Source organism: Variovorax paradoxus, from assembly GCF_030815855.1.
GTDB lineage: Bacteria > Pseudomonadota > Gammaproteobacteria > Burkholderiales > Burkholderiaceae_C > Variovorax > Variovorax paradoxus_M.
The window spans coordinates 4,018,699-4,043,738 of sequence record NZ_JAUSXG010000001.1 but is presented as its reverse complement, the minus strand read 5'-3'; the positions used below and the strand labels follow the sequence as shown (position 1 = coordinate 4,043,738).

Below are 25,040 nucleotides of genomic sequence, written 5' to 3'. Positions count from 1 at the left end.
CGAAATTGTAATGACCGACTCCGAATACATGGACCGCGCCGAAGCCGCGCTCGCCGCCATCGAGCAAGGCTGCGACCGCATCAACGATGCGACCGATGCCGACATCGACAACCAGCGCGTGGGCGGGATGATCACGATTTCATTCAGGAATGGCAGTCAGTTGATCGTGAATCTGCAAAAGCCGCTGCAGGAGATCTGGTTGGCCGCACGTTCCGGCGGCTATCACTACCGGTTCGACGGCAAGGCCTGGGTCGATACCAAGACCGGCGAAGAATTCTTCGGGAACCTGTCGCGCGAGGCGAGCCTTCAGGCCGGGCAGCCGCTGGAGTTCGCGGCCGCCTGAGCTGTCGGCCTCAGTTCCTGAAGAGGTCGAGGATGCGATTGCGCTCCTCGGGCGGCGGAGGCGGGCTCACGGGTACGCCGCTCAATGACTCGGCGGGTGGCGCGGAGGGGGTATCGACGCCAAGGCTGGATACGCCGCGGCCCGGCGCATAGTCGTCGTAGTACCACTCGCCGCCGACGCTCACGATGCCGGCCGGCGGCGTGGCGGCGAGATCGGTCACAGGCACGCCCTTGATCGCTGTTTCCATGTAGTTGATCCAGATCGGCAGGCTCAGGCCGCCGCCGGTCTCGCGATCGCCCAGGTTGCGCGGCGTGTCGTAGCCGATCCACGAGATGGCCGTCATGGTGGGCTGGAAGCCGGCGAACCAGGCATCGAGCGAGTCGTTGGTGGTGCCGGTCTTGCCGTAGAGGTCGACGCGCTTCAGCATGGCCTGCGCCTTGGCGGCGGTGCCGGCGCGCGTGATGGATTGCAGCAGCGTGTCCATGATGAACGCGTTGCGCTGGGGAATGGCGCGGATCGTTTCGTTGAGCAGCGGCGGCTGCTTGTCGACCAGTACCTTGTCCTTGTGGTCGGTGATGCGGGTCACCAGATACGGATTGACGCGGTAGCCGCCGTTGGCGAACACCGAGTAGCCCACCGCCATCTGCATCGGCGTGACCGAGCCGGCGCCCAGCGCCATCGGCAGGTAGGCCGGGTGCTTGTCCTTGTCGAAGCCGAAGTTGGTGATCCATTCCTGCGCGTAGCGCGTGCCGATGGACTGCAGGATGCGGATCGACACCAGGTTCTTGGATTTCATCAGCGCGGTGCGCATCGACATCGGACCGTCGTAGCCGCCGCCGTAGTTCTTCGGCTCCCAGGGCTGGCCGCCGGTGGTTCCGGCATCGAAGAAGAGCGGGCCGTCGTTGATGACCGTCGAAGGCGTAAAGCCCTTCTCGAGCGCCGCCGAGTAGATGAATGGCTTGAAGCTCGAACCCGGCTGGCGCCAGGCCTGGGTGACGTGGTTGAACTTGTTCTTGCCGAAATCGAACCCGCCCACCAGCGCCTTGATCGCGCCGTCGCGCGGGTCCATGGCGACGAACGCGCCTTCGACCTCGGGCAGCTGGGTGATTTCCCAGGTGTTCTTGGGCGTCTTCACCACGCGGATCACCGCGCCGCGGCGGATCTTGATGTTGGGCGGCGCCTTGTCGGAAAGGCCGGACTGCGCGGGCTTGAGGCCTTCGCCCGTGATCTGCACCGCATCGCCGTTGCCCCGCACGGCCGAAATTTCCTTGGCGTTGGCCTTGAGCACCACCGCCGCCATCACGTCGCCGTTGTCGGGGTGGTCGGTCAGCGCGTCGTCCACCGCTTCGTCGAGTTCCTTCGGGTCGTTCGGAAGGTCGACGAACTTCTCGGGGCCGCGGTAGATCTGGCGCCGCTCGTAATCCATGATGCCCTTGCGCAGCGCCTTGTATGCGGCCGCCTGGTCGGCGGCCACCAGCGAGGTGTACACCTTGAGGCCGCGCGTGTAGGTGCTGTCGCCATACTGCGCATACATCAGCTGGCGCACGGTTTCGGCCACGTACTCGGCGTGCAGCCGGTTCGGGTCCGCGGCGTCGCGCAGGTGCAGTTCTTCCTTCTTGGCTTCGGCGGCCTGCTCGGCGGTGATGAAGCCCGCATCCTGCATGCGGTCGATCACGTAGAACTGGCGTCCGCGTGCGCGCTGCGGGTTGTTGACCGGGTTGTTCGCGCCCGGCGCCTTCGGCAGGCCGGCCAGCATGGCCGCCTGCGCGATGGAAAGCTCCTGCAGCGGTTTGCCGAAATACGCTTCCGAGGCGGCGGCAAAGCCGTATGCACGGTTGCCGAGATAGATCTGGTTCAGGTAGATCTCGAAGATCTGGTCCTTCGTGAGCAGGTGCTCCAGCTTGAAGGTGAGCAGCACCTCGTAGATCTTGCGGGTCAGCGTTTTCTCGGAACTCAGGTAGACATTGCGCGCCACCTGCATCGTGATGGTCGACGCGCCCTGGCTTTTCACGCGGTTCATATTGGCCAGGCCGGCACGCACCATGCCCTTGTAGTCGACGCCGCCGTGGTCGTAGAAGCGCGTGTCTTCGGCGGCCAATACCGCGTCTTTCACCACTTTGGGAATGGCCGCGATCGGCGTGAGGTTCCGGCGTTCCTCGCCGAACTCGCCGATCAGGGTGCCTTCGGCCGAGAAGACCCGGAGCGGCAGCTTCGGCCGGTAGTCCGACAGTTCTGAGATGTCCGGCAGATTGGGGTAGGCGACCGCCAGGGCGACTGCGAGAACGCACAGCACCGCCAGAATGCCGGCCGCGGCAATGCCCAGTCCCCAGGCCATGAAGCGCAGCAGCCATCTGAGCCAGGCTGGTCGGGAAGGTGGAGGAGTCTTGGTTGGCCCTTTGGGGCGTGAGGTTTCTTGCATGTAGGCCCGGAGAGTCACCCGACATTATAAAAAGCCGCCCTCTTGCCGAGGACCGAACTTTGGCGCATCGTGGCGCGCTAAACCAAAAGTTACTGAATGTGGCTTCAACGTCAGCTTTTGACAACGGTCCCTGCGTTTCGCAGTGCGGGTTGCTTGGTCGCCGGTACACCTGCTGCTAGCATGCAACCGAACGCACTTATTTCCATTAGTTACAAATGCAGGGGTAGAGGGACCTAACTTGGCTGCTTTCGGATCATTGTTTCGTCGTCAGAACGCCCCCATGCTCGGCCTGGACGTCAGTTCGTCCAGCGTCAAGCTGGTCGAGCTCGGCCGTGAGGCCAGCGGCAAGCTGGTTCTGGAGCGCTGCGCGATCGAACCCCTCGAGCGGGGCTGGATCACCGACGGCAACGTCGAAAAGTTCGATGAAGTGGCCGAAGCGGTGCGCCGCGTGGTGCGCAAGAGCGGCACCCGTACGCGCAACGTGGCGCTGGCGCTTCCTCCTTCGGCCGTCATTACCAAGAAGATCATTCTTCCTGGCGGTATGAGTGAGCAGGAGCTCGAACTCCAGGTCGAGTCCGAAGCCAACCAATACATTCCCTTCTCGCTCGACGAAGTCAGCCTCGATTTCTGCGTGACCGGACAGAGCACCGCCTCTGCCGGCGACGTCGAGGTGCTGATTGCCGCCTCGCGCAAGGAAAAGGTCCAGGACCGCGAAGGCCTGGCCGAGGCGGCCGGCCTGAAAGCGATGATTCTCGACGTCGAGTCGTATGCCTCCCGCCTTGCGACCGCTCGCCTGATCGAGCAACTGCCAGGCAAGGGGCTCGATGCGGTCGTGGCGCTTTTCGAAGTGGGAGCCTTCACCACCAGCATGCAGGTGCTGCGCAACCAGGAAGTGCTGTACGACCGCGACCAGGCTTTCGGCGGTGCCCAGCTGACCCAGTTGATCGTCCGCCAGTACGGTTTCTCCGCCGAAGAGGCCGAAGCCAAGAAGCGCAGCGGCGATCTGCCCGACGACTACGGCTCGAGCGTCCTGAAGCCCTTCGTGGAAAGCATTGCGCAGGAAATTGCCCGCGCACTGCAGTTCTTCTTCACGAGCACGCCGCACAACCGCGTTGACTATGTGCTGCTTGCCGGCGGTTCGGCCTCGCTGCCGAGCCTGACCAGCGCCGTCACGCGCCAGACCTCGTTCGCCTGTTCGCTCGTGAACCCGTTCGACGGCATGGAACTGGGCCCCAACATCCGTGAAAAGAAGGTTCGGCGCGAGGCGCCTTCCTATCTGACCTCCTGCGGTCTGGCCATGCGGAGGTTCGTGCAGTGATCCTCATCAACTTGCTTCCGCATCGCGAAGCCGCGCGCAAGCGCCGGCGCGAAGCGTTCTACGGCACCCTCGGCGCCGCGGCCATCCTCGGCGGCCTGATTGCGGGCCTCGGCTATCTCTGGTTCGAGGCGCAAATCTCGGCCCAGCAGGCCAAGAACAATTTCCTCAAGACCGAGATCACCAAGCTCGACGCCGAAATCAAGGAGATTTCGACGCTGCAGGACGAAATTGCAGCGCTGCGCGCGCGCCAGCAGGCGGTCGAAGACCTTCAGGGCGACCGCAACCTGCCGGTGCATCTGCTCAACGAACTGGTCCGGCAGCTGCCCGACGGCGTCTACATCACCAGCATGAAGCAGGACAACCAGACCGTCACGCTGCAGGGCATGGCGCAGTCGAACGAGCGCGTCTCCGAGTTGCTGCGCAACCTGGGCAACAACAGCCCGTGGCTGGTCAAGCCGGAGCTGGTCGAAATCACTTCGGCAACGGTGAACCTGAGCCAGCGCGACCAACGCCGCGTGGCGAACTTCACGATGCGCATCGGCCTCAAGCGGCCGACCGACGCGCAGAAGGCCGCGGCCGACAAGGCCCTGGCCGCAGCGGCGCAAGTCAAGGGGTAGACGGATCATGGCAAGCAATCGCCCCTCTCAAAAGATAGACGTCGCCGCCGCAATGCGCGGTTTCGGCGACCAGTTCCGCAATCTGAATCCGAACGATCCGGCCAGTTGGCCGCCGGTGCCCCGCTATGCCTTGTGCCTGGCGGTGACCGCGCTGGTGCTGGTCGGCCTGTGGTTCGTGTGGCTCACCAACTCGAACGACGAGCTCGAAAGCGAGCGCTCCAAGGAAGTCACGCTGCGCGCCGACTATCAGAAAAAGGTCGCGCTGGCCGCCAATCTCGACCTGCTGAAGAAGCAGCGCGAGCAGGTGCAGCAGTACGTGACCTTGCTTGAAAAGCAACTGCCCAGCAAGGCGGAGATGGATGCGCTGCTGTCGGACATCAACCAGGCCGGCCTCGGGCGCAGCCTGCAGTTCGAACTGTTCCGGCCGGGACAGGTTTCGGTCAAGGACTACTACGCGGAGCTGCCGATCGCCGTGCGCGTCACCGGGCGGTACCACGACATCGGCTCCTTTGCCGCCGACGTCGCAGGCCTGTCGCGCATCGTGACGCTGAACAACCTGACGATCGCTCCGCAAAAAGACAAGGACGGCACCCTGACGATGGATGCCACGGCCCGCACTTACCGCTATCTCGATGACGAAGAGCGCGCGGCCCAGAAACGCGCTGCGGCGCCGAAGGCGAAGAAATGAGGACGATCGCCAAACTCCTGTGGCTGGTAGCGGCCGCAGCGGGCCTGAGCGCCTGTGCCGATTCGGAGCAGGAAGACCTGCGCCGCTGGATGGTCGAGCAGCGCGCCCAAGTCAAGCCCACGGTGCCGCCGATCACCGAGCCCAAAAAATTCACGCCCCAGGCCTACACGGAAGGGGCTGCGTTCGAACCGTTCAACTTGCTGAAGCTCACGCAGGCGCTGCGCCGCGAATCGAACCAGCCGAGCACGTCGGAGCTGATCGCGCCCGAATTGGCGCGTCGCAAGGAAGCGCTCGAAGCCTTCCCGCTCGACTCGATGGCCATGGTGGGCAGCATGAACCGCCACGGCCAGCCGGTCGCGCTGGTTCGTGTCGACAAGCTGCTCTACAAGGTGCGTGTGGGCGAGTACCTGGGGCTCAACTACGGGCGCATTACCCGTATCAACGAAACCGAAGTCGCCTTGCGTGAAATCGTGCAAGACGCCGCCGGTGAATGGATCGAACGCGTGGCGACATTGCAGCTGCAAGAGAGTGCGAAATGAATCATAAAAAATCAACAATGGCACAGCGGCTGCGAGCTGCCGGGCTGGGTCTGCTGGCATTCGGCGCGTTCGCTATCGCGCATGCGCAAAACGCCATCGAAGCGGTAACCAGTTCGACGCAATCCGGCGCCGAGGTCATCCGCATCGATCTGGCGCAGCCGCTGACGGCAGTGCCGACCGGTTTTGCCGTTCAAACGCCCGCGCGCATCGCGCTCGACTTTCCGGGCGTCACGAACGCCATCGGGCGCTCCGCCATCGAAGTGAACCAGGGCAACCTGCGTTCCGTGAACGTGGTTCAGGCCGGTGAACGAAGCCGCGTGGTGCTGAACCTCAAGCAGGCGACAGCGTACAAGGCCGAGATCCAGGGCAAGTCGCTGCTGGTGATTCTGGAGCCGGTGGCCGGCACGGCGCTGGCGTCCTCCACGCCCACCGTCTTCGCCGAGAACCGCAACCGCGACACGCTGCCGCTGCGCGACGTCGACTTCCGCCTCGGTTCCGACAACACGGGCCGCGTGATCGTCGACCTGCCGAACAACCAAGTGGGCGTGGACGTCAAGCAGCAAGGCAAGAACCTGGTGGTCGAGTTCACCAAGTCGACGCTGCCCGAGGGGCTCCGCCGGCGCCTGGACGTGGCCGACTTCAACACGCCGGTTCAGCTGATTACCTCGCAACAGTCGGGCGACCGCGTTCGCATGACGATCGAGGCCAAGGGCGATTGGGAGCACAGCGCCTACCAGAGCGAAAACCAGTTCGTCGTCGAGGTTCGTGCCCGCAAGGTCGATCCGACCAAGCTGACACAAGGCGTCGGCTACAACGGCGAGAAGCTGTCGCTGAACTTCCAGAACATCGAAATCCGCTCGCTGCTGCAGGTGATCGCCGACTTCACGAACTTCAACATCGTGACTTCCGATTCGGTCACCGGCGCTCTGACGCTGCGGCTGAAGGACGTGCCCTGGGACCAGGCCTTGGACATCATCATGCAGGCGAAGAACCTCGGCATGCGCAAGAACGGCAGCGTGCTGTGGATTGCGCCCAAGGACGAAATCAACGCCAAGGAAAAGCTCGAGTTCGAGGCCAAGGCCGCGATCGAGAACCTGGAGCCGCTGCGTACCCAGTCGTTCCAGCTCAACTACACCAAGGCGATTGCCATTGCCCAGGGCTTGACCGGAACCGGTGCCTCGTCGGGCGGCGGTGGCGGCTCCGGCACCACCACACGCATCCTGAGCCCGCGCGGCAGCGTGATCGCGGAGTCGCGCACCAATCAGCTGTTCGTCTCCGACGTTCCCTCGCGCCTCGCGCAAGTGGCCGACCTGATCCAGAAGCTCGACATCCCGGTTCGCCAGGTGCTGATCGAAGCCCGGATCGTGGAAGCATCCGACACCTTCGGCAAGTCGCTGGGCGTGCGGTTGGGCGGCGGCATTTCTGGCGAGCGTGTTGCGTCGTCGGGTGGCAACCGGGCCTTCGGCACCGTGGGCGTGATGCCTGTCACGGGCACAGGCACCACCGGCCCGACCACCACCTGGACCAACTCCAACTTCATCAACCTGCCCGCAGGCGATGCCGGCGGTACCGGCAATGCGGCAGGCGCCTTCGCGATCTCGCTGTTCAATTCGAGCTTCTCGCGCATGCTGAACCTCGAAATCTCGGCGCTCGAAGCCGACGGCAAGGGCAAGCTGGTGTCCAGCCCGCGTGTCATTACCGCCGACCAGACGAAGGCTTTGATCGAGCAGGGCGAAGAAATTCCCTACCAGCAGGCCACGTCCAGCGGCGCCACCTCGATCTCGTTCCGCAAGGCGGTGCTGAAGCTCGAAGTCACGCCGCAGATCACGCCCGAAGGCAACATCATCCTGACGCTCGACGTGAGCAAGGACGCCCGCGGCGTTAACACGTCGGCCGGCCCGGCCATCAACACCAAGCACGTGCAGACGGAGGTGCTGGTCGAGAACGGCGGCACGGTCGTCATCGGTGGTATCTTCGAGCTCACCGAAACCAATGACGAATCGCGCGTGCCGGTGCTGGGTGAAGTGCCCTATCTCGGGGCACTGTTCCGCAAGCGCGAACGCGTTGCCAACAAGACCGAAATGCTCGTCTTTATCACTCCGAAGATGATTACCGACCGCAACGCCGCGCGCTGACGCGCAGGCGTAGCAGCCACCGCGTGGCGGTCGCACTTGTCGGCTTGCCCGGCGCCGGTAAATCCGCAGTGGGGCGGCGCCTGGGCGCACGCCTGAACCTGCCGTTCGTCGATACCGACCACGTCATCGAGCAGCGCATCGGCTGCTCGATTCGCGACTACTTCGAACGGGAGGGCGAAACGGCCTTCCGGGATCTCGAGCAGACCGTCATCGCGGACCTGGCCGCGCAGCCGCATGGCGTGTTGGCCACCGGCGGCGGCGCGGTCCTGCGGGAGGTCAACCGCAAGCAGTTGCGAGATCGCTTTCATGTGATCTACCTGCGCTCTTCCCCCGAAGACCTGTTCCGGCGCTTGCGCCACGACGTCAAGCGGCCCCTTCTGCAGGTGGCCGATCCGCTCGGGCGACTGCGTGAATTGCACGATGCGCGCGACCCGTTCTATCGGGAAACGGCCCATGACGTGGTCGACACGGGCCGCCCCTCGATCGCCATGCTGGTGAACATCATCGTGATGCAGCTGGAGCTCGCCGGCATCGTTGCGCCGGGTGCTCACCCGGAAGAGCCCTCCGCCTGAGCAACCGGCCCGCAGCGCCTAAACTCGCTGCCATGCCATTGCCCGCACACTCCGCACCGCCAGAACGCGTCGACATCCAGCTCGGCGAGCGCAGCTACCCCATCCTGATCGGCGCCGGCCTGCTCGGCGACCCGTTGAGCTTCGCCGCAGCGCCCGCCGCCGCCAGCGCGCTGATCGTCAGCAACACCACGGTGGCACCGCTCTATGCCAAGGCTCTGCGCGCCGCGCTGGCCAACCGCTTTCGCACGGTGCATCTGCTCGAGTTGCCCGATGGCGAGGTGCACAAGAACCTTGAGACCCTGAACCTGATCTTCGACGCCTTGCTTGGCCACGGCAGCGATCGCAAGACCGTGCTGTTCGCCTTGGGCGGCGGCGTGGTGGGTGACATGACGGGCTTTGCCGCCGCCAGCTACATGCGCGGCGTGCCTTTTGTTCAGGTGCCGACCACGCTGCTGGCGCAGGTCGATTCGTCGGTCGGCGGCAAGACCGCCATCAACCACCCGCTCGGCAAGAACATGATCGGCGCGTTCTATCAGCCGCAGCTCGTGGTGTGCGACCTGGCCACCTTGCAGACTTTGCCGCCGCGGGAACTCAGCGCGGGCCTGGCCGAAGTCATCAAGTACGGCCCGATCTACGACATGGCTTTCTTCGACTGGATCGAGGCGAACATCGATGCGCTGGTCGCCCGCGATGCGGCCGCACTGGCCTATGCGGTCAAGCGCAGCTGCGAGATCAAGGCGCTGGTCGTCGGCCAGGACGAGCGCGAGACCGGCCTGCGCGCCATCCTCAACTTCGGCCACACCTTCGGCCACGCGATCGAGTCGGGCCTCGGCTACGGCGAATGGCTGCACGGCGAAGCGGTCGGCTGCGGCATGGTCATGGCGGCGCATCTGTCGCAGCGGCTCGGCGGCATCGACGCGGCATTCGTCGAACGGCTCACGCGGTTGATCGAACGCGCCGGCCTGCCGACCGTCGGCCCTGCCCTGGGGGCCGACCGGTACCTCGAGTTGATGCGGGTCGACAAGAAGTCCGAAGCCGGTGAAATCCGCTTCGTGGTCATCGACAAGCCGGGCTCCGCCGCTGTCAGCAGCGCACCCGATGCGCTGGTGCGCGAAGTGCTCGCGCAGTGCTGCAGCGCGGGATGAGCGCAGCGCCAAGGGTGCGTCGATGAGCCTTGCGGCCTATGCCTGCCACCCCGCGCGCTCGCGCGGGCGCCGCCATGCCGAACCCCCGGCGCCGACGCGCGATGCCTTCCAGCGCGACCGCGACCGCATCGTGCATTCCACGGCGTTTCGGCGGCTGGTCTACAAGACGCAGGTGTTCCTGAACCACGAAGGCGACCTGTTCCGCACCCGGCTCACGCATTCGCTCGAGGTTGCGCAACTGGGCCGTTCCATCGCGCGCGCCTTGCGCCTCAACGAAGACCTGGTCGAAGCGATTGCCCTCGCGCACGACCTCGGCCACACACCGTTCGGCCATGCGGGGCAGGACGCGCTCAACGCCTGCATGGAAGGCCACGGCGGCTTCGAGCACAACCTGCAGAGCCTGCGCGTGGTCGATGCCCTGGAGCACCGCTATCCGCAATACGACGGCCTGAACCTCGGCTTCGAGACCCGCGAAGGCATCTTGAAGCACTGCTCGCGCGCCAACGCGGAGCGCCTGGAGCTCGCCGAGCCCCACGGTGTGGCGCGGCGCTTCCTCGACCGCACGCAGCCGGGCCTGGAGGCGCAGCTCTGCAACCTGGCCGATGCAATCGCCTACAACGCGCACGACATCGACGATGGCGTGCGTTCGGGGCTCGTCAGCGTCGAGCAGCTCGGCGAAGTGGACCTGTTCGAACGCTACCGCCGCGAGGCGCTTGCCGAGCATCCCCGGTTGGAAGGGCGGCGCGTGTTGTACGAGACGATCCGGCGCATGCTGAGCGCCCAGGTCTACGACGTGATCGACGCCACCCGCGCGGCGCTCGAAACGCTGAAGCCCGCCGATGCAGACGGCGTTCGGAACTCGCCGCCGATCGTTGCGTTCAGCGACGCCATGCAGGCGCAGTCCAGCGAACTCAAGAGCTTTCTGTTCCACAACCTCTACCGGCATCCGCAGGTGACGCAGACCACCGATCAGGCGCAGCAGGTCGTGCGTGAGTTGTTCGGGGCGTATCTCGAACGCAGCGCCGAGATGCCCGATTCCTATGCGGGCCGCAGCGACCGGCACCGTGCCGTCGCCGACTACATCGCCGGAATGACCGATCGCTTCGCCATGCGCGAGCATGAAAGGCTGACCGGCCGGCGGGGAATTGCATGAGTTCGGCGGCCGCGGCTGCTGTGCGCGTTCCCGCCGCTGCGTTCGCCGTTCTTCTGGGCGGAGTCAGCGCGGCGCTGCACCTGGGCAAGCTGCCGCCCGCCGTGCCGGCGCTGCAGGCATCGCTCGGCATCGGCCTGGTCGAGGCGGGTTTCCTGCTGTCGCTGGTGCAGGTGGCCAGCATGGTTCTGGGGTTGATGGCCGGGCTCGCGGCCGACGCCATCGGTCTGCGGCGCAGCATGCTGACGGGACTTGGGGTGTTGACGGCGGCCAGCCTGCTCGGCGGAGCCGTCGGTGCCGGGTTTTTCGGCGATGCTCATGCGGTGCGCTGGCTGCTGGTTCTGCGTGCCGCCGAAGGCATCGGCTTTCTGCTGGCGGTCATGCCGGGCCCTGGGCTGATCCGCGCGTTGACGCCGTCCGGTGCGGACAAGGCCGCGCTGGGGCTGTGGGGTGCGTACATGCCGCTCGGCGTCGCACTCGCGCTGCTGCTGGGACCGGCCTTGATCGCCTGGGGCGGGTGGCCCGACTGGTGGTGGGCGCTGTCGGTCGTTTCGGCGGCCGCGGCGCTCTGGCTGTGGCTGGCCGTGCCCGCGGACGGGGTCCGTTCCGCCGCGGCGGGCGGCGCGGCCGAGGGGTGGTCGTCGCGGTTGCGCGCCACTGTGGGCGCACGCGCCCCCTGGATGATCGCGCTCACCTTTGCCGTGTATTCGGCCCAGTGGATGGCCGTGATCGGCTTCCTCCCGGCCATCTATGTCGGCGCGGGCGTACCGGATGTCTGGAATGCGGTGCTCACCGCCATCGCGGCCGCGATGAACATCGTCGGCAATGTGGCGGGCGGGCGCTGGCTGCAGCGCGGTGTCGCGCCCGAGCGCTTGCTGAAGTGGGGTTTTGCGGCGATGGCGCTGGGCGGCGTCGCGGCTTTTGCGCAAGTGGGGCAAGGAGCCGACGCGTTCGGCCTGCCGCCCGCGCTCCGCTATGTCGCGGTCTGCGCCTTTTCGCTCGGCGGCGGGGTGGTGCCGGCCACCCTGTTCCTGCTCGGGGTTCGCCTCGCGCCTGGGCCCCAGACCGTTTCCACGACCGTCGGGCTCATGCAGCAGGCCTCTTCTCTGGGCCAGTTCCTGGCGCCACCCGCGGTGGCCTGGGTCGCGCACCGGGTCGGCGGCTGGCACTGGACATGGACGGCCACGCTGGCCTGCTCGCTGGCCGGCATGGCCATGGCGCGGCAGCTCGGACGAATACGCCCTTCGGCGGCAGTGGCATGACAGGCACGGCGACAATCGGAGCCATTCAGGCCGAAGCCGATACGCGGCGCTGGCTCGAGCGCGCGGTCATCGGGCTCAACCTGTGTCCGTTCGCGAAGGCGGTGCATGCGAAGGCGCAAATTCATTACGCCGTGTACCTGCCGGCCGACGACACGGCGCTGATCGACATGCTCCTCGCCGAGGCCCATGAACTTGCCGCGCTCGACGCCTCGGTGCGCGACACCACCTTGCTGATAGCACCCAATACCTTGGCGGATTTTCTGGACTTCAACGATTTCACGGCGCGCGCCGAACGCAAGCTTGCCCGCGCGGGCTTCGACGGCGTGTTCCAGCTCGCGAGCTTTCATCCGCAGTTTCAGTTCGGCGGCACCGAGCCGGACGACATCACGAACGCCACCAATCGCGCGCCGTATCCGACGCTTCATTTGCTGCGTGAAGACAGCGTGAACCGCGCGGTCGAGGCGTTTCCCGAAGCCGAAGCCATTTTCGAACGCAACATCGAGACGCTTGAAGCGCTGGGCCCGGCGGGCTGGGCCGCGCTCGACGTGGGACCCGGGAGTGCCCGATCATGACGACGCAGACGGCCAAGGCCGTAAAAACGAACAAGGCCGCCAAGGCCGACGCCGAGCTGTCCGAGGTGCTGCGGCCGGGCCAGTCCGTCGAGCTCCTGAAGGAATTGCACATCCTCACGCGCGAGGGCCGGCTCAACCAGGACTCGCGGCGCAAGCTCAAGCAGGTGTACCACCTGTTCCAGTTCATCGAGCAACTGCTGCGCGAACTCCCGGACGGCGGCGCCGAGGCCACGCTGGCCGACCACGGCGCCGGCAAGTCGTACCTTGGCTTCATCATCTACGACCTGTTCTTCCGGTCGCGCGAGGGCGGCCATGTCTACGGTATCGAAACGCGAAGCGAGCTGGTCGAGAAATCGCGCGCGCTGGCACGGCAACTCGGCTTCGGCCGGATGTCGTTCCTGAATCTCACCGTGGCCGAATCGGCGCAGGCAAGCGAACTGCCCGAGCGGATCGACGTGGTCACCGCGCTGCATGCCTGCGACACCGCCACCGACGACGCGATTGCCTTCGGGCTCGCGAAGAAGGCGCGCTGCATGGTGCTGGTGCCGTGCTGCCAGGCCGAGGTGGCGGCGTGCCTGCGCGAAACCAAGGCGCTGGCCTTGTCGCGCACGCCGTTGGCCGAGCTCTGGCGCCATCCGCTGCACACCCGCGAAATCGGCAGCCAGCTGACCAACGTGCTGCGCTGCCTCTATCTCGAGGCCAACGGCTACAGCGTCACGGTCACAGAGCTGGTGGGCTGGGAGCACAGCATGAAGAACGAACTGATCCTTGCGCGCCACACCGGGCAGCGCAAGGCCAGCGCCGCCGCTCGGCTTGGCGAACTGCTCTCGCAGTTCGGGCTCGATGCCTTGGGCGACACGCGCTTTCGCCTGTCCTGATCTTTTTTTCAAGCGCGCGCCGCTGTCACGCCATGGCCCGTCTGCCCCGCCTCACGCTCGCCGACATGCCGCACCACGTGATCCAGCGTGGCAACAACCGCCAGGCGATCTTTGTCGACCGCGCGGACCACGAACGGCTGCTCGGTCTGCTGGCCGACGCCGCCCCTCGCTTCGGCATTGCGCTGCATGCCTATGTGCTGATGGACAACCATTTCCATCTGCTGGCCACGCCCGGCACCACCACCGGGCTGCCGCAGTTCATGCAGTCGGTAGGGCGCAGCTATGTGCGCTACTTCAACGACCGCCATGGCCGCAGCGGCACGCTGTGGGAAGGGCGCTACAGGTCGACGCTGATCCAGACCGATCGCTACCTGCTGACCTGCATGGCGTACATCGACCTCAATCCCGTGCGGGCGGGCCTCGTGTCCGACGCGCGCGACTTTCCCTGGTCCAGTTACGCGCACTACGCCGGCCTGCGGCAGGACAAGCTGCTGACGCCGCATCCGCTGTACTGGGAACTGGGCAACACGCCTTTCGCCCGCGAAGCCGCGTATGCCGAACTGGTGCGCGCGGGCGTGCGGGCGGCCGACCAGGGGACGCTTACCGAGGCCACTTTGCGAGGGTGGGCCGCCGGCGATGCGAATTTTCTCGCGTCGCTTCAGAAATCGACCGAACGACGCGTGGCCAAGGCCAAGGCGGGGCGTCCGCCGTCGGCTCCGGGTTCCTGAGTCGACGGGCGTGCGGCCGGTAACGCAGCTCCCCGCCTTCAACTAACATGTCCCCAATTTAATGCCGACCAGAAAGCTCGGGATTTAATGGGAATCTGACCCCCAATAAAGTATTTGGCATTCTTTGTGCATCGCAATATCCTTCTCTTCCCTGCGAAAAACTGAAGGAGTGCGCCATGACGACGGCTGCCGAGATCGAACATCTCCAACAACACGGTCTGTATTCCGGTGCCGACGAGCACGATGCCTGCGGCGTCGGCTTCGTGGCGCACATCAAAGGCGAGAAGAGCCACGCCATCGTGCTGCAGGGCCTGAAGATCCTTGAAAACCTCGACCATCGCGGCGCAGTGGGCGCTGACAAGCTGATGGGCGACGGCGCGGGCATCCTGATCCAGCTGCCCGACCATCTGTACCGCGAAGAGATGGCCAAGCAGGGCGTCACGCTGCCGCCGCCTGGCGAATACGGCGTGGGCATGATCTTCCTGCCGAAGGAACACGCCTCGCGCGAAGCCTGCGAACAAGAGATGGAACGCGCCATCAAGGCCGAAGGCCAGGTGCTGCTGGGCTGGCGCGACGTGCCGGTGAACCGCGACATGCCCATGTCGCCCACCGTGCGCGCCAAGGAACCGCTGCTGCGCCAGGTCTTCATCGGCCGCGGTAACGACGTCATCGTGCAGGACGCTCTGGAACGCAAGCTCTACGTCATCCGCAAGACCGCCAGCGCCAACATCCAGCGCCTGAAGCTCAAGCACAGCAAGGAGTACTACGTTCCGAGCATGTCGAGCCGCACCGTGGTCTACAAGGGCCTGCTGCTCGCCGACCAGGTGGGCACCTACTACCTCGACCTGCAGGACAAGCGCTGCATCTCGGCCCTGGGCCTGGTGCACCAGCGCTTCTCGACCAACACTTTTCCCGAGTGGCCGCTGGCCCACCCGTACCGCTACGTCGCCCACAACGGCGAAATCAACACGGTCAAGGGCAACTACAACTGGATGAAGGCGCGCGAGGGCGTCATGTCCTCGCCCGTGCTCGGCGCCGACCTGCAGAAGCTGTACCCCATCAGCTTTGCCGGCCAGTCCGACACCGCCACCTTCGACAACTGCCTCGAGCTGCTGACGATGGCCGGCTACCCGATCAGCCAGGCCGTGATGATGATGATTCCCGAGCCCTGGGAACAGCACGCCACCATGGACCCGCGCCGCCGCGCGTTCTATGAATACCACGCCGCCATGCTCGAGCCGTGGGACGGCCCGGCTTCCATCGTGTTCACCGACGGCCGCCAGATCGGCGCCACGCTCGACCGCAACGGCCTGCGCCCCTCGCGCTACTGCGTGACCGACGACGACCTGGTCATCATGGCGTCGGAATCGGGCGTGCTGCCCGTGCCCGAGCAGAAGATCGTTCGCAAGTGGCGCCTGCAGCCCGGCAAGATGTTCCTGATCGACCTGGAGCAGGGCCGCATGATCGACGACGAGGAGGTCAAGGCCACCCTCGCCAACAGCAAGCCGTACAAGCAGTGGATCGAGAACCTGCGCATCAAGCTCGACAGCGTGAAAGCCGAGCCGGTCTCGGCGCCGCTCTCGCAAGTCGCGCTGCTCGACCGCCAGCAGGCCTTCGGCTACACCCAGGAAGACATCAAGTTCCTGATGAGCCCGATGGCGCAGGCCGGCGAAGAAGGCATCGGTTCGATGGGCAACGACAGCCCGCTGGCCGTGCTCTCGAGCAAGAACAAGCCGCTCTACAACTACTTCAAGCAGTTGTTCGCGCAGGTGACCAACCCGCCGATCGACCCGATCCGCGAAGCGATCGTGATGTCGCTGGTGTCGTTCATCGGCCCCAAGCCCAACCTGCTCGACATCAACCAGGTCAATCCGCCGATGCGGCTCGAAGTGAGCCAGCCGATTCTCGACTTCGCCGACATGGCCAAGCTGCGCGATATCGGCAAGTACACGCAGGGCAAGTTCAAGAGCTACGTGCTCGACATCACCTACCCGCTCGCCTGGGGCGACGAAGGCGTCGAAGCCAAGCTGGCGTCGCTGTGCGCCGAGGCGGTGGACGCCATCAAGGGCGGCCACAACGTCCTGATCGTGAGCGACCGGGGCGTGAGCCCGACGCAAGTCGCGATTCCCGCCGTGCTGGCGCTGTCGGCAGTGCACCAGTACCTGGTGCGTGAAGGCCTGCGCACCACGGCCGGCCTGGTGGTCGAAACCGGCTCGGCGCGCGAGGTGCATCACTTCGGCGTGCTCGCAGGCTACGGCGCCGAAGCCGTGCACCCCTACCTCGCCATGGAGACGCTGGCGGCCATGCACGCCGACCTGCCGGGCGACATGAGCGCCGAGAAGGCGGTCTACAACTACGTGAAGGCCATCGGCAAGGGTCTGTCGAAGATCATGTCGAAGATGGGTGTCAGCACCTACATGAGCTATTGCGGCGCGCAGTTGTTCGAGGCCATCGGCCTGAACACTGCCACGGTCAACAAGTACTTCACCGGCACGGCCAGCCGCGTCGAGGGCATCGGCGTGTTCGAGATCGCCGAGGAAGCCATCCGCATGCACAAGGCGGCGTTCGGCGACGATCCGATCCTTTCCAACATGCTCGACGCCGGCGGCGAATACGCTTGGCGCACACGCGGCGAAGAGCACATGTGGACGCCCGACGCCATCGCCAAGCTGCAGCACAGCACGCGCTCCAACAACTGGAACACGTACAAGGAATACGCGCAGCTCATCAACGACCAGAACCGCCGCCATCTCACGCTGCGCGGCCTGTTCGAGTTCAAGCTCGATCCGGCCAAGGCCATTCCGGTGGACGAGGTCGAGCCTGCGGCCGACATCGTCAAGCGTTTCGCCACCGGCGCGATGTCGCTCGGCTCGATCAGCACCGAGGCGCACGCCACGCTCGCGATTGCCATGAACCGCATCGGCGGCAAGAGCAACACGGGCGAAGGCGGCGAAGATCCGGCGCGCTACCGCAACGAGCTCAAGGGCATCCCGATCAAGCAAGGCGACACGCTCAAGAGCGTGATCGGCGCGGCCAACGTCGAGGTCGACCTGCCGCTCCAGGACGGCGACTCCCTGCGTTCGCGCATCAAGCAGGTGGCCTCGGGCCGCTTCGGCGTCACGGCCGAGTACCTGCATTCGGCCGACCAGATCCAGATCAAGATGGCGCAGGGCGCCAAGCCGGGCGAGGGCGGCCAGCTGCCGGGCGGCAAGGTCACCGAGTACATCGGCAAGCAGCGCTACGCTGTGCCGGGCGTGGGCCTGATCTCGCCGCCGCCGCACCACGACATCTACTCGATCGAAGACCTGGCGCAGCTGATTCACGATCTGAAGAACGCCGCGCCGCACGCGAGCATCAGCGTCAAGCTGGTGAGCGAAATCGGCGTGGGCACCATCGCGGCCGGCGTCGCCAAGTGCAAGAGCGACCACGTGGTGATCGCGGGCCATGACGGCGGCACGGGCGCATCGCCCTGGTCGTCGATCAAGCATGCGGGCAGCCCGTGGGAAATCGGCCTGGCCGAAACGCAGCAGACGCTGGTGCTCAACCGCCTGCGCAGCCGCATCCGCGTGCAGGCCGACGGCCAGATGAAGACCGGCCGCGACGTCGCCATCGGCGCGCTGCTGGGCGCCGACGAGTTCGGCTTTGCCACGGCCCCGCTGGTGGTCGAGGGCTGCATCATGATGCGCAAGTGCCACCTCAACACCTGCCCGGTGGGCGTGGCCACGCAAGACCCGGTGCTGCGCAAGAAGTTCTCGGGCAAGCCCGAGCATGTCGTCAACTACTTCTTTTTCGTGGCCGAGGAAGTGCGCCAGATCATGGCGCAGCTGGGCATCCGCAAGTTCGACGACCTGATCGGTCGTGCCGACCTGCTCGACATGCGCAAGGGCATCGAACACTGGAAGGCTTCGGGCCTGGACTTCAGCCGCCTGTTCGCGCTGCCGACCGTGCCGGCCGACGTGCCGCGCTTCCATGTCGAGAACCAGGACCACGGCCTCGAGCGCGCGCTCGACGTCAAGCTCATCGAGAAGTCGCGTCCCGCCATCGACAAGGGCGAGAAGGTGCAGTTCATCGAGGTGGCGCGCAACGTCAACCGTTCGGTGGGCGCCATGCTGTCGGGCGCGCTGACCAAGGTACACCCGCAAGGCCTGCCCGACGATTCGATCCGCATCCAGCTCGAAGGCACGGGCGGCCAGTCGTTCGGCGCCTTCCTGGCCCGCGGCATCACGCTCTACCTGATCGGCGATGCCAATGACTACACGGGCAAGGGCCTCTCGGGCGGCCGCGTGGTGGTGCGTCCGAGCCTCGATTTCCGCGGCGAAGCCATTCGCAACACGATCGTCGGCAACACCGCGCTCTACGGCGCGACCACCGGCGAAGCCTATCTGTGCGGCGTGGCCGGCGAGCGTTTCGCGGTGCGCCTTTCGGGTGCCACGGCGGTCGTCGAAGGCACGGGCGACCACGGCTGCGAATACATGACCGGCGGCACGGTCGCGGTGCTCGGCAAGACCGGCCGCAACTTCGCGGCCGGCATGAGCGGCGGCGTGGCTTTCGTCTATGACGAAGACGGCCAGTTCGCCACGCGCTGCAACCTCTCGATGGTGTCGCTCGACAAGGTGCTGACCTCGGCCGAGCAGACCGCGAGCGTGCATCGCAAGATCTGGCATGGCGGTGAGACCGACGAAGCGCAGCTCAGGAAGCTGCTCGAAGAGCACCACCGCTGGACCGGCAGCAAGCGCGCGCGCGAACTGCTCGACAACTGGGCCGTGGCGCGCACCAAGTTCGTGAAGGTGTTCCCGAACGAATACAAGCGTGCGCTCGCCGAGCTGCACGACCGCAAGGTCGAACTCACGAGCAGCGGCAACAACGCGCACATCGGCCTCGAGCCGCACGCGCTGGCCGCACCTGCCGCGACGGCCGCCGTCTGAGCGCGGCAACAGATACGAAGAACAGAGGAACCGCGATGGGAAAGATCACTGGCTTCATGGAGCATGAGCGTGTCGAAGAGGGCTACAAGCCCATCGAAGAGCGCGTCAAGCACTACAAGGAATTCGTCGTCGGCCTGAGCAACGAACAGGCCAAGGTGCAGGGCGCGCGCTGCATGGACTGCGGCACGCCGTTCTGCAACAGCGGCTGCCCGGTCAACAACATCATTCCGGACTTCAACGACCTCGTGTACCGCAACGATTGGCAGAACGCCTTCGCGGTGCTCGACTCGACCAACAATTTTCCGGAGTTCACCGGCCGCATCTGCCCCGCGCCCTGCGAGGCGGCCTGCGTGCTCAACGTGAACGACGACCCGGTCGGCATCAAGTCGCTGGAACACGCGATCATCGACCGCGCCTGGGACGAAGGCTGGGTGGCGCCGCGCGTCGCCAAGCACAAGACCGGCAAGAAGGTGGCCGTGGTGGGTTCGGGCCCGGCCGGCATGGCGGCCGCGCAGCAGCTTGCACGCGCCGGTCACGATGTGACGCTGTTCGAGAAGAACGACCGCATCGGCGGCCTGCTGCGCTACGGCATTCCCGACTTCAAGATGGAGAAGACGCACATCGACCGCCGCGTCGAGCAGATGAAGGCCGAGGGCGTGACCTTCCGCACCGGCGTGATGGTCGGTGCCGCGAAAGACCCGCTGGGCAAGGGCTCCAAGGTGACCAACCTCGCCAAGGAAACCGTCACGCCCGAGCAACTGCAGAAAGAATTCGACGCCGTGCTGCTCACCGGCGGCGCCGAGCAGTCGCGCGACCTGCCGGTGCCGGGGCGTGACCTCGACGGCATTCATTTCGCCATGGAGTTCCTGCCCCAGCAGAACCGCGTCAACGCGGGCGACAAGGTCAAGGGCCAGCTGCGCGCGGACGGCAAGCACGTCATCGTCATCGGTGGCGGCGACACCGGCTCCGACTGCGTGGGCACGAGCAACCGCCACGGCGCGGTCAGCGTTACGCAGTTCGAGCTGATGCCCCAGCCGCCCGAGGAAGAAAACCGCCCGCTGACCTGGCCCTACTGGCCCATCAAGCTGCGCACCAGCTCCAGCCATGAGGAAGGCTGCGAGCGCGAGTTCGCGATCTCCACCAAGGAGTTCATCGGCGAAAAGGGCAAGATCACGGGCCTGAAGACCGTTCGCGTGGAGTGGAAGGACGGCAAGATGCAGGAAGTGGCCGGCAGCGAACAGATCCTCAAGGCCGACCTCGTGCTGCTCGCCATGGGCTTTGTCAGCCCCGTGGCCGCTGTGCTCGATGCCTTCGGCGTCGAGAAGGACGCACGTGGCAATGCCAAGGCCACGGTCGATTTTATCGGTGGCTACGCCACCAACGTGCCAAAGGTGTTTGCTGCGGGCGACATTCGTCGCGGCCAGTCGCTCGTCGTGTGGGCGATTCGCGAAGGCCGTCAGGCTGCGCGCTCGGTGGATGAGTTTTTGATGGGATTTAGCGACTTACCGCGCTGATTTTTGTTTCAATTTTGCGGGGCCGGTCACGGCCCCGCTATCATTTGCGGAAACCGCATGCCGGGATGCCTGTCAAGGCGCCCGGCTTTTTTATTGAGATGGACCCAGCCGCACAGCCACACCCTTTTGTAGAGTTCCGCGACGTCACGTTCGGCTATGGCGCGCGCGCGATCCTCGACGGTGTGTCCTTTGCCGTTCCGCGCGGCAAGGTCACGGCGCTCATGGGAGCCTCGGGCGGTGGCAAGACCACCGTGCTGCGTCTCGTCGGCGGACAGCAGCGGGCGCAGCGCGGCGAGGTGCTTTTCGACGGCCAGGATGTCGGCAAATTCGACGCCGGGGGCCTCTATGCGGCGCGGCGCCGCATGGGCATGCTCTTTCAATTCGGGGCCTTGTTCACCGACATGAGCGTGTTCGACAACGTGGCGTTTCCGCTCCGCGAGCACACACAGCTGTCGGAAGCGCTGGTGCGCGACATCGTGCTCATGAAGCTCGACGCGGTGGGTTTGCGCGGCGCGCGCGACCTGATGCCCAGCGAAGTTTCCGGCGGCATGGCGCGCCGCGTGGCGCTGGCGCGCGCCATTGCGCTCGACCCCGACCTCGTGATGTACGACGAGCCGTTCGCCGGACTCGATCCGATTTCGCTGGGCACGGCGGCGCGGCTGATTCGCCAGCTGAACGACACGCTCGGGCTGACCAGTATCGTGGTCTCGCACGATCTCGAAGAAACATTCCGCATCGCCGACCACGTGATCGTCCTCGCCAACGGCAGCATCGCCGCGCAGGGGGCGCCCGATGAAGTGCGGCAGAGCGCCGATCCGCTGGTTCACCAGTTCGTCAATGCCTTGCCCGATGGGCCGGTGCATTTCCATTACCCGGGCGTCGGCGTCGAACAAGATTTCGGCAATGAAGGGGGAAGGGCATGAGCGCAGCGCTGGGCCGCCCCGAGCAAGCGACGGCCCCCTCGGGGGGCAGTGAGGACACGAAGTGCCGAACGTGGGGGCTCATATGACTTGGTGGAAGCCCGCCGATGTCGGCTTCGCCGTTCGCAGCAAGCTCGCCGACCTGGGCTATGGCGCCAAGCTGTTCATGCGCCTGGCATTCCAGGGCGCGCAGAGCCTCCGGCGCTTCAGCCTGGTGCGCGACCAGATTCACTTTTTGGGCAACTACTCTCTGGCGATCATCGCGGTGTCGGGCCTTTTCGTCGGCTTCGTGCTGGGCCTGCAGATGTATTACGCGCTGCAGCGCTACGGTTCTTCCGAAGCGCTCGGCCTGCTGGTCGCCCTGAGCCTGGTGCGCGAACTCGGCCCCGTGGTGGCGGCCCTGCTTTTCACCGGGCGGGCCGGCACGTCGCTGACCGCGGAAATCGGCCTCATGAAAGCCGGCGAGCAGCTCAGCGCCATGGAAATGATGGCGGTCGACCCCGTGCGGCGCATTCTCGCCCCGCGTTTCTGGGCCGGCGTGATCACCATGCCGCTGCTGGCGGCCGTGTTCAGCGCAGTTGGCATCATGGGCGGTTATGTGGTGGGCGTGCTGATGCTGGGTGTCGACCCGGGCGCCTTCTGGGGCCAGATGCAGGGCGGCGTCGACGTCTGGCGCGACGTGGGCAACGGCGTGATCAAGAGCATCGTCTTCGGTTTTACCGTGACCTTCATCGCGCTGCTGCAGGGCTACGAAGCCCAGCCCACGCCTGAAGGCGTGTCGCGCGCGACCACGCGCACCGTGGTCATGGCGTCGCTTTCGGTGCTCGGCCTCGACTTCCTGTTGACCGCCATGATGTTCAGTATTTGAAGGGGCTTTGCTCCCATCGTTCTAGAGAGTGCAAACCATGCAACGTTCCACCAACGACATCTGGGTCGGCCTGTTCGTGCTGATCGGCGGCGCGGCGCTGCTGTTCCTCGCGCTGCAGTCGGCCAACCTGCTGAGCCTGAATTTCCAGAAGACCTACAACGTCACCGCGCGCTTCGACAACATCGGCGGGCTCAAGCCGCAAACGGCGGTCAAGAGCGCGGGCGTCGTGGTCGGGCGCGTGGAGTCGATCTCGTTCGACGACAAGTCTTTTCAGGCCAGCGTCACGCTGGCATTACAAAACCGTTACAGTTTTCCCAAGGACAGCTCGCTCAAGATTCTGACCAGTGGCCTGCTCGGCGAGCAGTACATCGGAATCGAAGCGGGCGCCGAGGAGAAGAACCTGCAAGCCGGCGACACCATTACCGCGACGCAATCGGCCGTGGTATTGGAAAACCTGATCAGCCAGTTCCTCTATAGCAAGGCGGCCGAGGGAAATACTTCGACGCCGGGAACAGCCAACAAAAAATGAAAACAAGCCTTTTTGCCTCGCACGCTATCAATAACGTAGCGAACCATGTCCGCTGGATCAGCGCGACAGCCGTTTTTGCGGTGATCGCAGGCTGCGCAAGCGGCCCCCACGCCAATCCCGCGGACCCCTTCGAACCGATGAACCGCGGCGTCACTCGTTTCAACGATACGGTCGACGAAGCGGTGCTGGTGCCGGTGGCCACGGCCTACACACGCGTGCTGCCTTCCATGGTGCGTACCGGCGTGAGCAATTTCTTCGGCAATCTGGGCGACGTCTGGAGTTTTGCCAACAGCGTGGCCCAGCTCAAGCTGCAGAACAGCGCCGAGACCTTCATGCGGGTCAACGTCAACACTTTCTTCGGGCTCGGCGGCCTTCTCGATATCGCCACCGAGGCGGGCATCGATCGCCACGAGGAAGATTTCGGCCAGACGCTCGGCCGCTGGGGTGTGGGTGCCGGCCCGTATGTCGTGTTGCCGCTGTTCGGTCCCTCGACCCTGCGCGATACGGCGGCACTGCCGGTGGACCGCGCGGGCGGCGTGGTGTCGAACATGCACGACGTGGCCTGGCGCAATTCGCTGTCGTTCGTGGAAGCTGTGGACACGCGGGCGAAGTACCTGCGCGCCGGCCGCCTGCTCGATGACGCGGCCCTCGACAAGTACACCTTCACGCGCGACGCCTTCCTGCAGCACCGCCGCAACGATGTCTACGACGGCAATCCGCCCGATGACGAAGGCGGGAAGTAGGGGCCGGAAACGCGCAGAGAAGAGGCTGTTCACCGCCGGATGAGGCGTTTTCTGCTTGCATCCGGTTTCAAGGCTTCACCTGCGCTTCAGGGAACCCGGTCGTCTCCAGACCCGTCGAACACGTTCTTTCCAGCAGGCGCGCCTTTCGCGTGGGCCTTGTGGATTTTCAAAACTTGAGGGAATTGACATGAACAACAATATCTTGCAGCGACGCAGCCTTGGCCGCCTGGTACTCGCGAGCGCATTGCTCTTTGCTGGCGCCGCGGCCTTCGTGCGTCCGGCACACGCCGCGGATGAAGCGCCCGACGCATTGGTGAAGCGCCTGTCGACCGACGTGCTCGAAACCATCAAGGCCGACACCTCCATCAAGGCAGGCGACATCAGCAAGATCATGCTGCTGGTCGACAGCAAGATCATGCCGAACGTCAACTTCCAGCGCATGACGGCTTCCGCCGTCGGCCCGGCATGGCGTCAGGCCACGCCCGAGCAGCAAAAGAAGCTGCAGGACGAGTTCAAGACCTTGCTGGTGCGCACCTACGCCGGCGCGCTCGACCAGGTGAGCGACCAGACCGTCACGGTGCGTCCGTTCCGCGGTTCGCCCGAAGACACCGAAGTGCTGGTGCGCACCGAGGTCAAGGGCCGCGGCGATCCGGTGCAACTCGACTACCGGCTCGAGAAAACGCCCGGCCAGGGCGGCGGCTGGAAGGTCTACAACCTCAACGTGCTGGGCGTCTGGCTGGTCGATACTTACCGCACCCAGTTTTCGCAGGAGATCAACGCCCGCGGCATCGATGGCCTGATTGCGGCGCTGGCAGCGCGCAACAAGGGCAACAGCGGCAAGAACTGACGCCATGCTGGTGCTGCCGACGAAACTCACCCACGAGGAAGCTCCCGCCTGCATGCGCATGCTGCAGCAGGGGCTGGCAGGGCAGACCGACACGTCCACCGTGGTCGACGCCAGCGCCTTGGCGCACTTCGATTCCTCGGCGCTGGCTGTGCTGCTGGAGTGCCGCCGCGAATCGAGCGCCCTCGGCCGCGGCTTCGCGGTGAAGGGGCTTTCGCCGCGGCTGCGCGAACTGGCGGCCCTGTACGGTATTGCGGGCCTTTTGCCGGCGGCGCCCTGAGCTGAGCCGCGGCCGCGTCAGGCCATCCGGCCGCTGCGCAGCAGTTTGCGG

Annotated in this window: 22 protein-coding genes; 21 read left to right on the top strand and 1 reads right to left on the bottom strand. The window is 65.4% G+C overall.

Annotated features, from left to right (window positions below):
- The first annotated feature begins 10 nt into the window (after positions 1–10).
- Positions 11–343 carry an iron donor protein CyaY gene (gene cyaY, locus QFZ42_RS19480; RefSeq protein ID WP_307702537.1) on the top strand — a complete coding sequence of 111 codons (333 nt, stop codon included), beginning with the start codon at positions 11–13 and terminating at the stop codon, positions 341–343.
- A 10-nt stretch (positions 344–353) separates the two neighbouring features.
- Here cyaY and QFZ42_RS19475 read toward each other — a convergent pair whose 3' ends face one another.
- Positions 354–2,762, bottom strand: a complete 2,409-nt coding sequence (locus tag QFZ42_RS19475) for a penicillin-binding protein 1A (protein ID WP_373423351.1) — start codon at positions 2,760–2,762, stop codon at positions 354–356.
- A 238-nt stretch (positions 2,763–3,000) separates the two neighbouring features.
- On the opposite strand from QFZ42_RS19475, the gene QFZ42_RS19470 reads away from it, so the two are divergent.
- The 20 genes from QFZ42_RS19470 (at position 3,001) to QFZ42_RS19375 (ending at position 24,989) form a co-directional block, all read left to right on the top strand.
- Positions 3,001–4,080 carry a pilus assembly protein PilM gene (locus QFZ42_RS19470; RefSeq protein ID WP_307702535.1) on the top strand — a complete coding sequence of 360 codons (1,080 nt, stop codon included), beginning with the start codon at positions 3,001–3,003 and terminating at the stop codon, positions 4,078–4,080.
- Complete coding sequence (locus QFZ42_RS19465) at positions 4,077–4,697, top strand: PilN domain-containing protein (RefSeq protein ID WP_307702534.1); 621 nt, start codon at positions 4,077–4,079, stop codon at positions 4,695–4,697. The genes QFZ42_RS19470 and QFZ42_RS19465 overlap by 4 nt, the downstream gene beginning before the upstream one ends.
- Positions 4,698–4,704: 7 nt before the next feature.
- On the top strand, positions 4,705–5,385 hold the full coding sequence (locus tag QFZ42_RS19460) for a type 4a pilus biogenesis protein PilO (protein WP_307702533.1): 681 nt from the start codon (positions 4,705–4,707) through the stop codon (positions 5,383–5,385).
- Positions 5,382–5,924: a pilus assembly protein PilP gene (locus QFZ42_RS19455; protein ID WP_307702532.1), complete on the top strand. Its 543-nt coding sequence runs from the start codon at positions 5,382–5,384 to the stop codon at positions 5,922–5,924. Before QFZ42_RS19460 ends, QFZ42_RS19455 begins: the two co-directional genes overlap by 4 nt.
- Complete coding sequence (gene pilQ, locus QFZ42_RS19450; RefSeq protein ID WP_307702531.1) at positions 5,921–8,059, top strand: type IV pilus secretin family protein; 2,139 nt, start codon at positions 5,921–5,923, stop codon at positions 8,057–8,059. The genes QFZ42_RS19455 and pilQ overlap by 4 nt, the downstream gene beginning before the upstream one ends.
- 23 nt (positions 8,060–8,082) lie before the next feature.
- The gene (locus QFZ42_RS19445) at positions 8,083–8,631 is read left to right on the top strand and encodes a shikimate kinase (protein WP_307702530.1); all 549 of its coding nucleotides are present in this window, start codon (positions 8,083–8,085) and stop codon (positions 8,629–8,631) included.
- 32 nt (positions 8,632–8,663) lie between these two features.
- Positions 8,664–9,776, top strand: a complete 1,113-nt coding sequence (aroB, locus tag QFZ42_RS19440) for a 3-dehydroquinate synthase (protein WP_307702529.1) — start codon at positions 8,664–8,666, stop codon at positions 9,774–9,776.
- A 22-nt stretch (positions 9,777–9,798) separates the two neighbouring features.
- Positions 9,799–10,929: a deoxyguanosinetriphosphate triphosphohydrolase gene (locus tag QFZ42_RS19435; protein WP_307702528.1), complete on the top strand. Its 1,131-nt coding sequence runs from the start codon at positions 9,799–9,801 to the stop codon at positions 10,927–10,929.
- Entirely contained in the window at positions 10,926–12,188 is a 1,263-nt protein-coding gene (locus QFZ42_RS19430) for an MFS transporter (protein WP_307702527.1), read from the top strand. Before QFZ42_RS19435 ends, QFZ42_RS19430 begins: the two co-directional genes overlap by 4 nt.
- Positions 12,185–12,760 carry a DUF1415 domain-containing protein gene (locus QFZ42_RS19425; protein WP_307702526.1) on the top strand — a complete coding sequence of 192 codons (576 nt, stop codon included), beginning with the start codon at positions 12,185–12,187 and terminating at the stop codon, positions 12,758–12,760. Before QFZ42_RS19430 ends, QFZ42_RS19425 begins: the two co-directional genes overlap by 4 nt.
- Positions 12,757–13,638, top strand: coding sequence for a class I SAM-dependent methyltransferase (locus QFZ42_RS19420; RefSeq protein WP_307702525.1), 882 nt, complete (start codon positions 12,757–12,759; stop codon positions 13,636–13,638). The genes QFZ42_RS19425 and QFZ42_RS19420 overlap by 4 nt, the downstream gene beginning before the upstream one ends.
- A gap of 32 nt (positions 13,639–13,670) precedes the next feature.
- Complete coding sequence (locus QFZ42_RS19415; RefSeq protein ID WP_307702524.1) at positions 13,671–14,366, top strand: transposase; 696 nt, start codon at positions 13,671–13,673, stop codon at positions 14,364–14,366.
- A 176-nt stretch (positions 14,367–14,542) separates the two neighbouring features.
- Positions 14,543–19,291: a glutamate synthase-related protein gene (locus tag QFZ42_RS19410; RefSeq protein WP_307702523.1), complete on the top strand. Its 4,749-nt coding sequence runs from the start codon at positions 14,543–14,545 to the stop codon at positions 19,289–19,291.
- Between the two features lie 35 nt (positions 19,292–19,326).
- Entirely contained in the window at positions 19,327–20,805 is a 1,479-nt protein-coding gene (locus QFZ42_RS19405) for a glutamate synthase subunit beta (protein ID WP_307702522.1), read from the top strand.
- A 65-nt stretch (positions 20,806–20,870) separates the two neighbouring features.
- Positions 20,871–21,728: an ABC transporter ATP-binding protein gene (locus QFZ42_RS19400; RefSeq protein ID WP_373423350.1), complete on the top strand. Its 858-nt coding sequence runs from the start codon at positions 20,871–20,873 to the stop codon at positions 21,726–21,728.
- Between the two features lie 82 nt (positions 21,729–21,810).
- A complete protein-coding gene (gene mlaE, locus QFZ42_RS19395) occupies positions 21,811–22,593 on the top strand; it encodes a lipid asymmetry maintenance ABC transporter permease subunit MlaE (RefSeq protein WP_307702520.1) in 783 nt (260 codons plus the stop codon).
- Positions 22,594–22,630: 37 nt separating this feature from the next.
- Entirely contained in the window at positions 22,631–23,122 is a 492-nt protein-coding gene (mlaD, locus tag QFZ42_RS19390) for an outer membrane lipid asymmetry maintenance protein MlaD (protein ID WP_126745807.1), read from the top strand.
- Positions 23,119–23,865 (top strand): MlaA family lipoprotein, encoded by a 747-nt coding sequence (locus tag QFZ42_RS19385; protein ID WP_307702519.1) that lies wholly within the window; start codon positions 23,119–23,121, stop codon positions 23,863–23,865. The genes mlaD and QFZ42_RS19385 overlap by 4 nt, the downstream gene beginning before the upstream one ends.
- A 187-nt stretch (positions 23,866–24,052) precedes the next feature.
- Positions 24,053–24,712, top strand: a complete 660-nt coding sequence (locus tag QFZ42_RS19380) for an MlaC/ttg2D family ABC transporter substrate-binding protein (RefSeq protein ID WP_307702518.1) — start codon at positions 24,053–24,055, stop codon at positions 24,710–24,712.
- A gap of 4 nt (positions 24,713–24,716) precedes the next feature.
- On the top strand, positions 24,717–24,989 hold the full coding sequence (locus tag QFZ42_RS19375; protein WP_307702517.1) for an STAS domain-containing protein: 273 nt from the start codon (positions 24,717–24,719) through the stop codon (positions 24,987–24,989).
- The last annotated feature ends 51 nt before the right edge of the window (positions 24,990–25,040 follow it).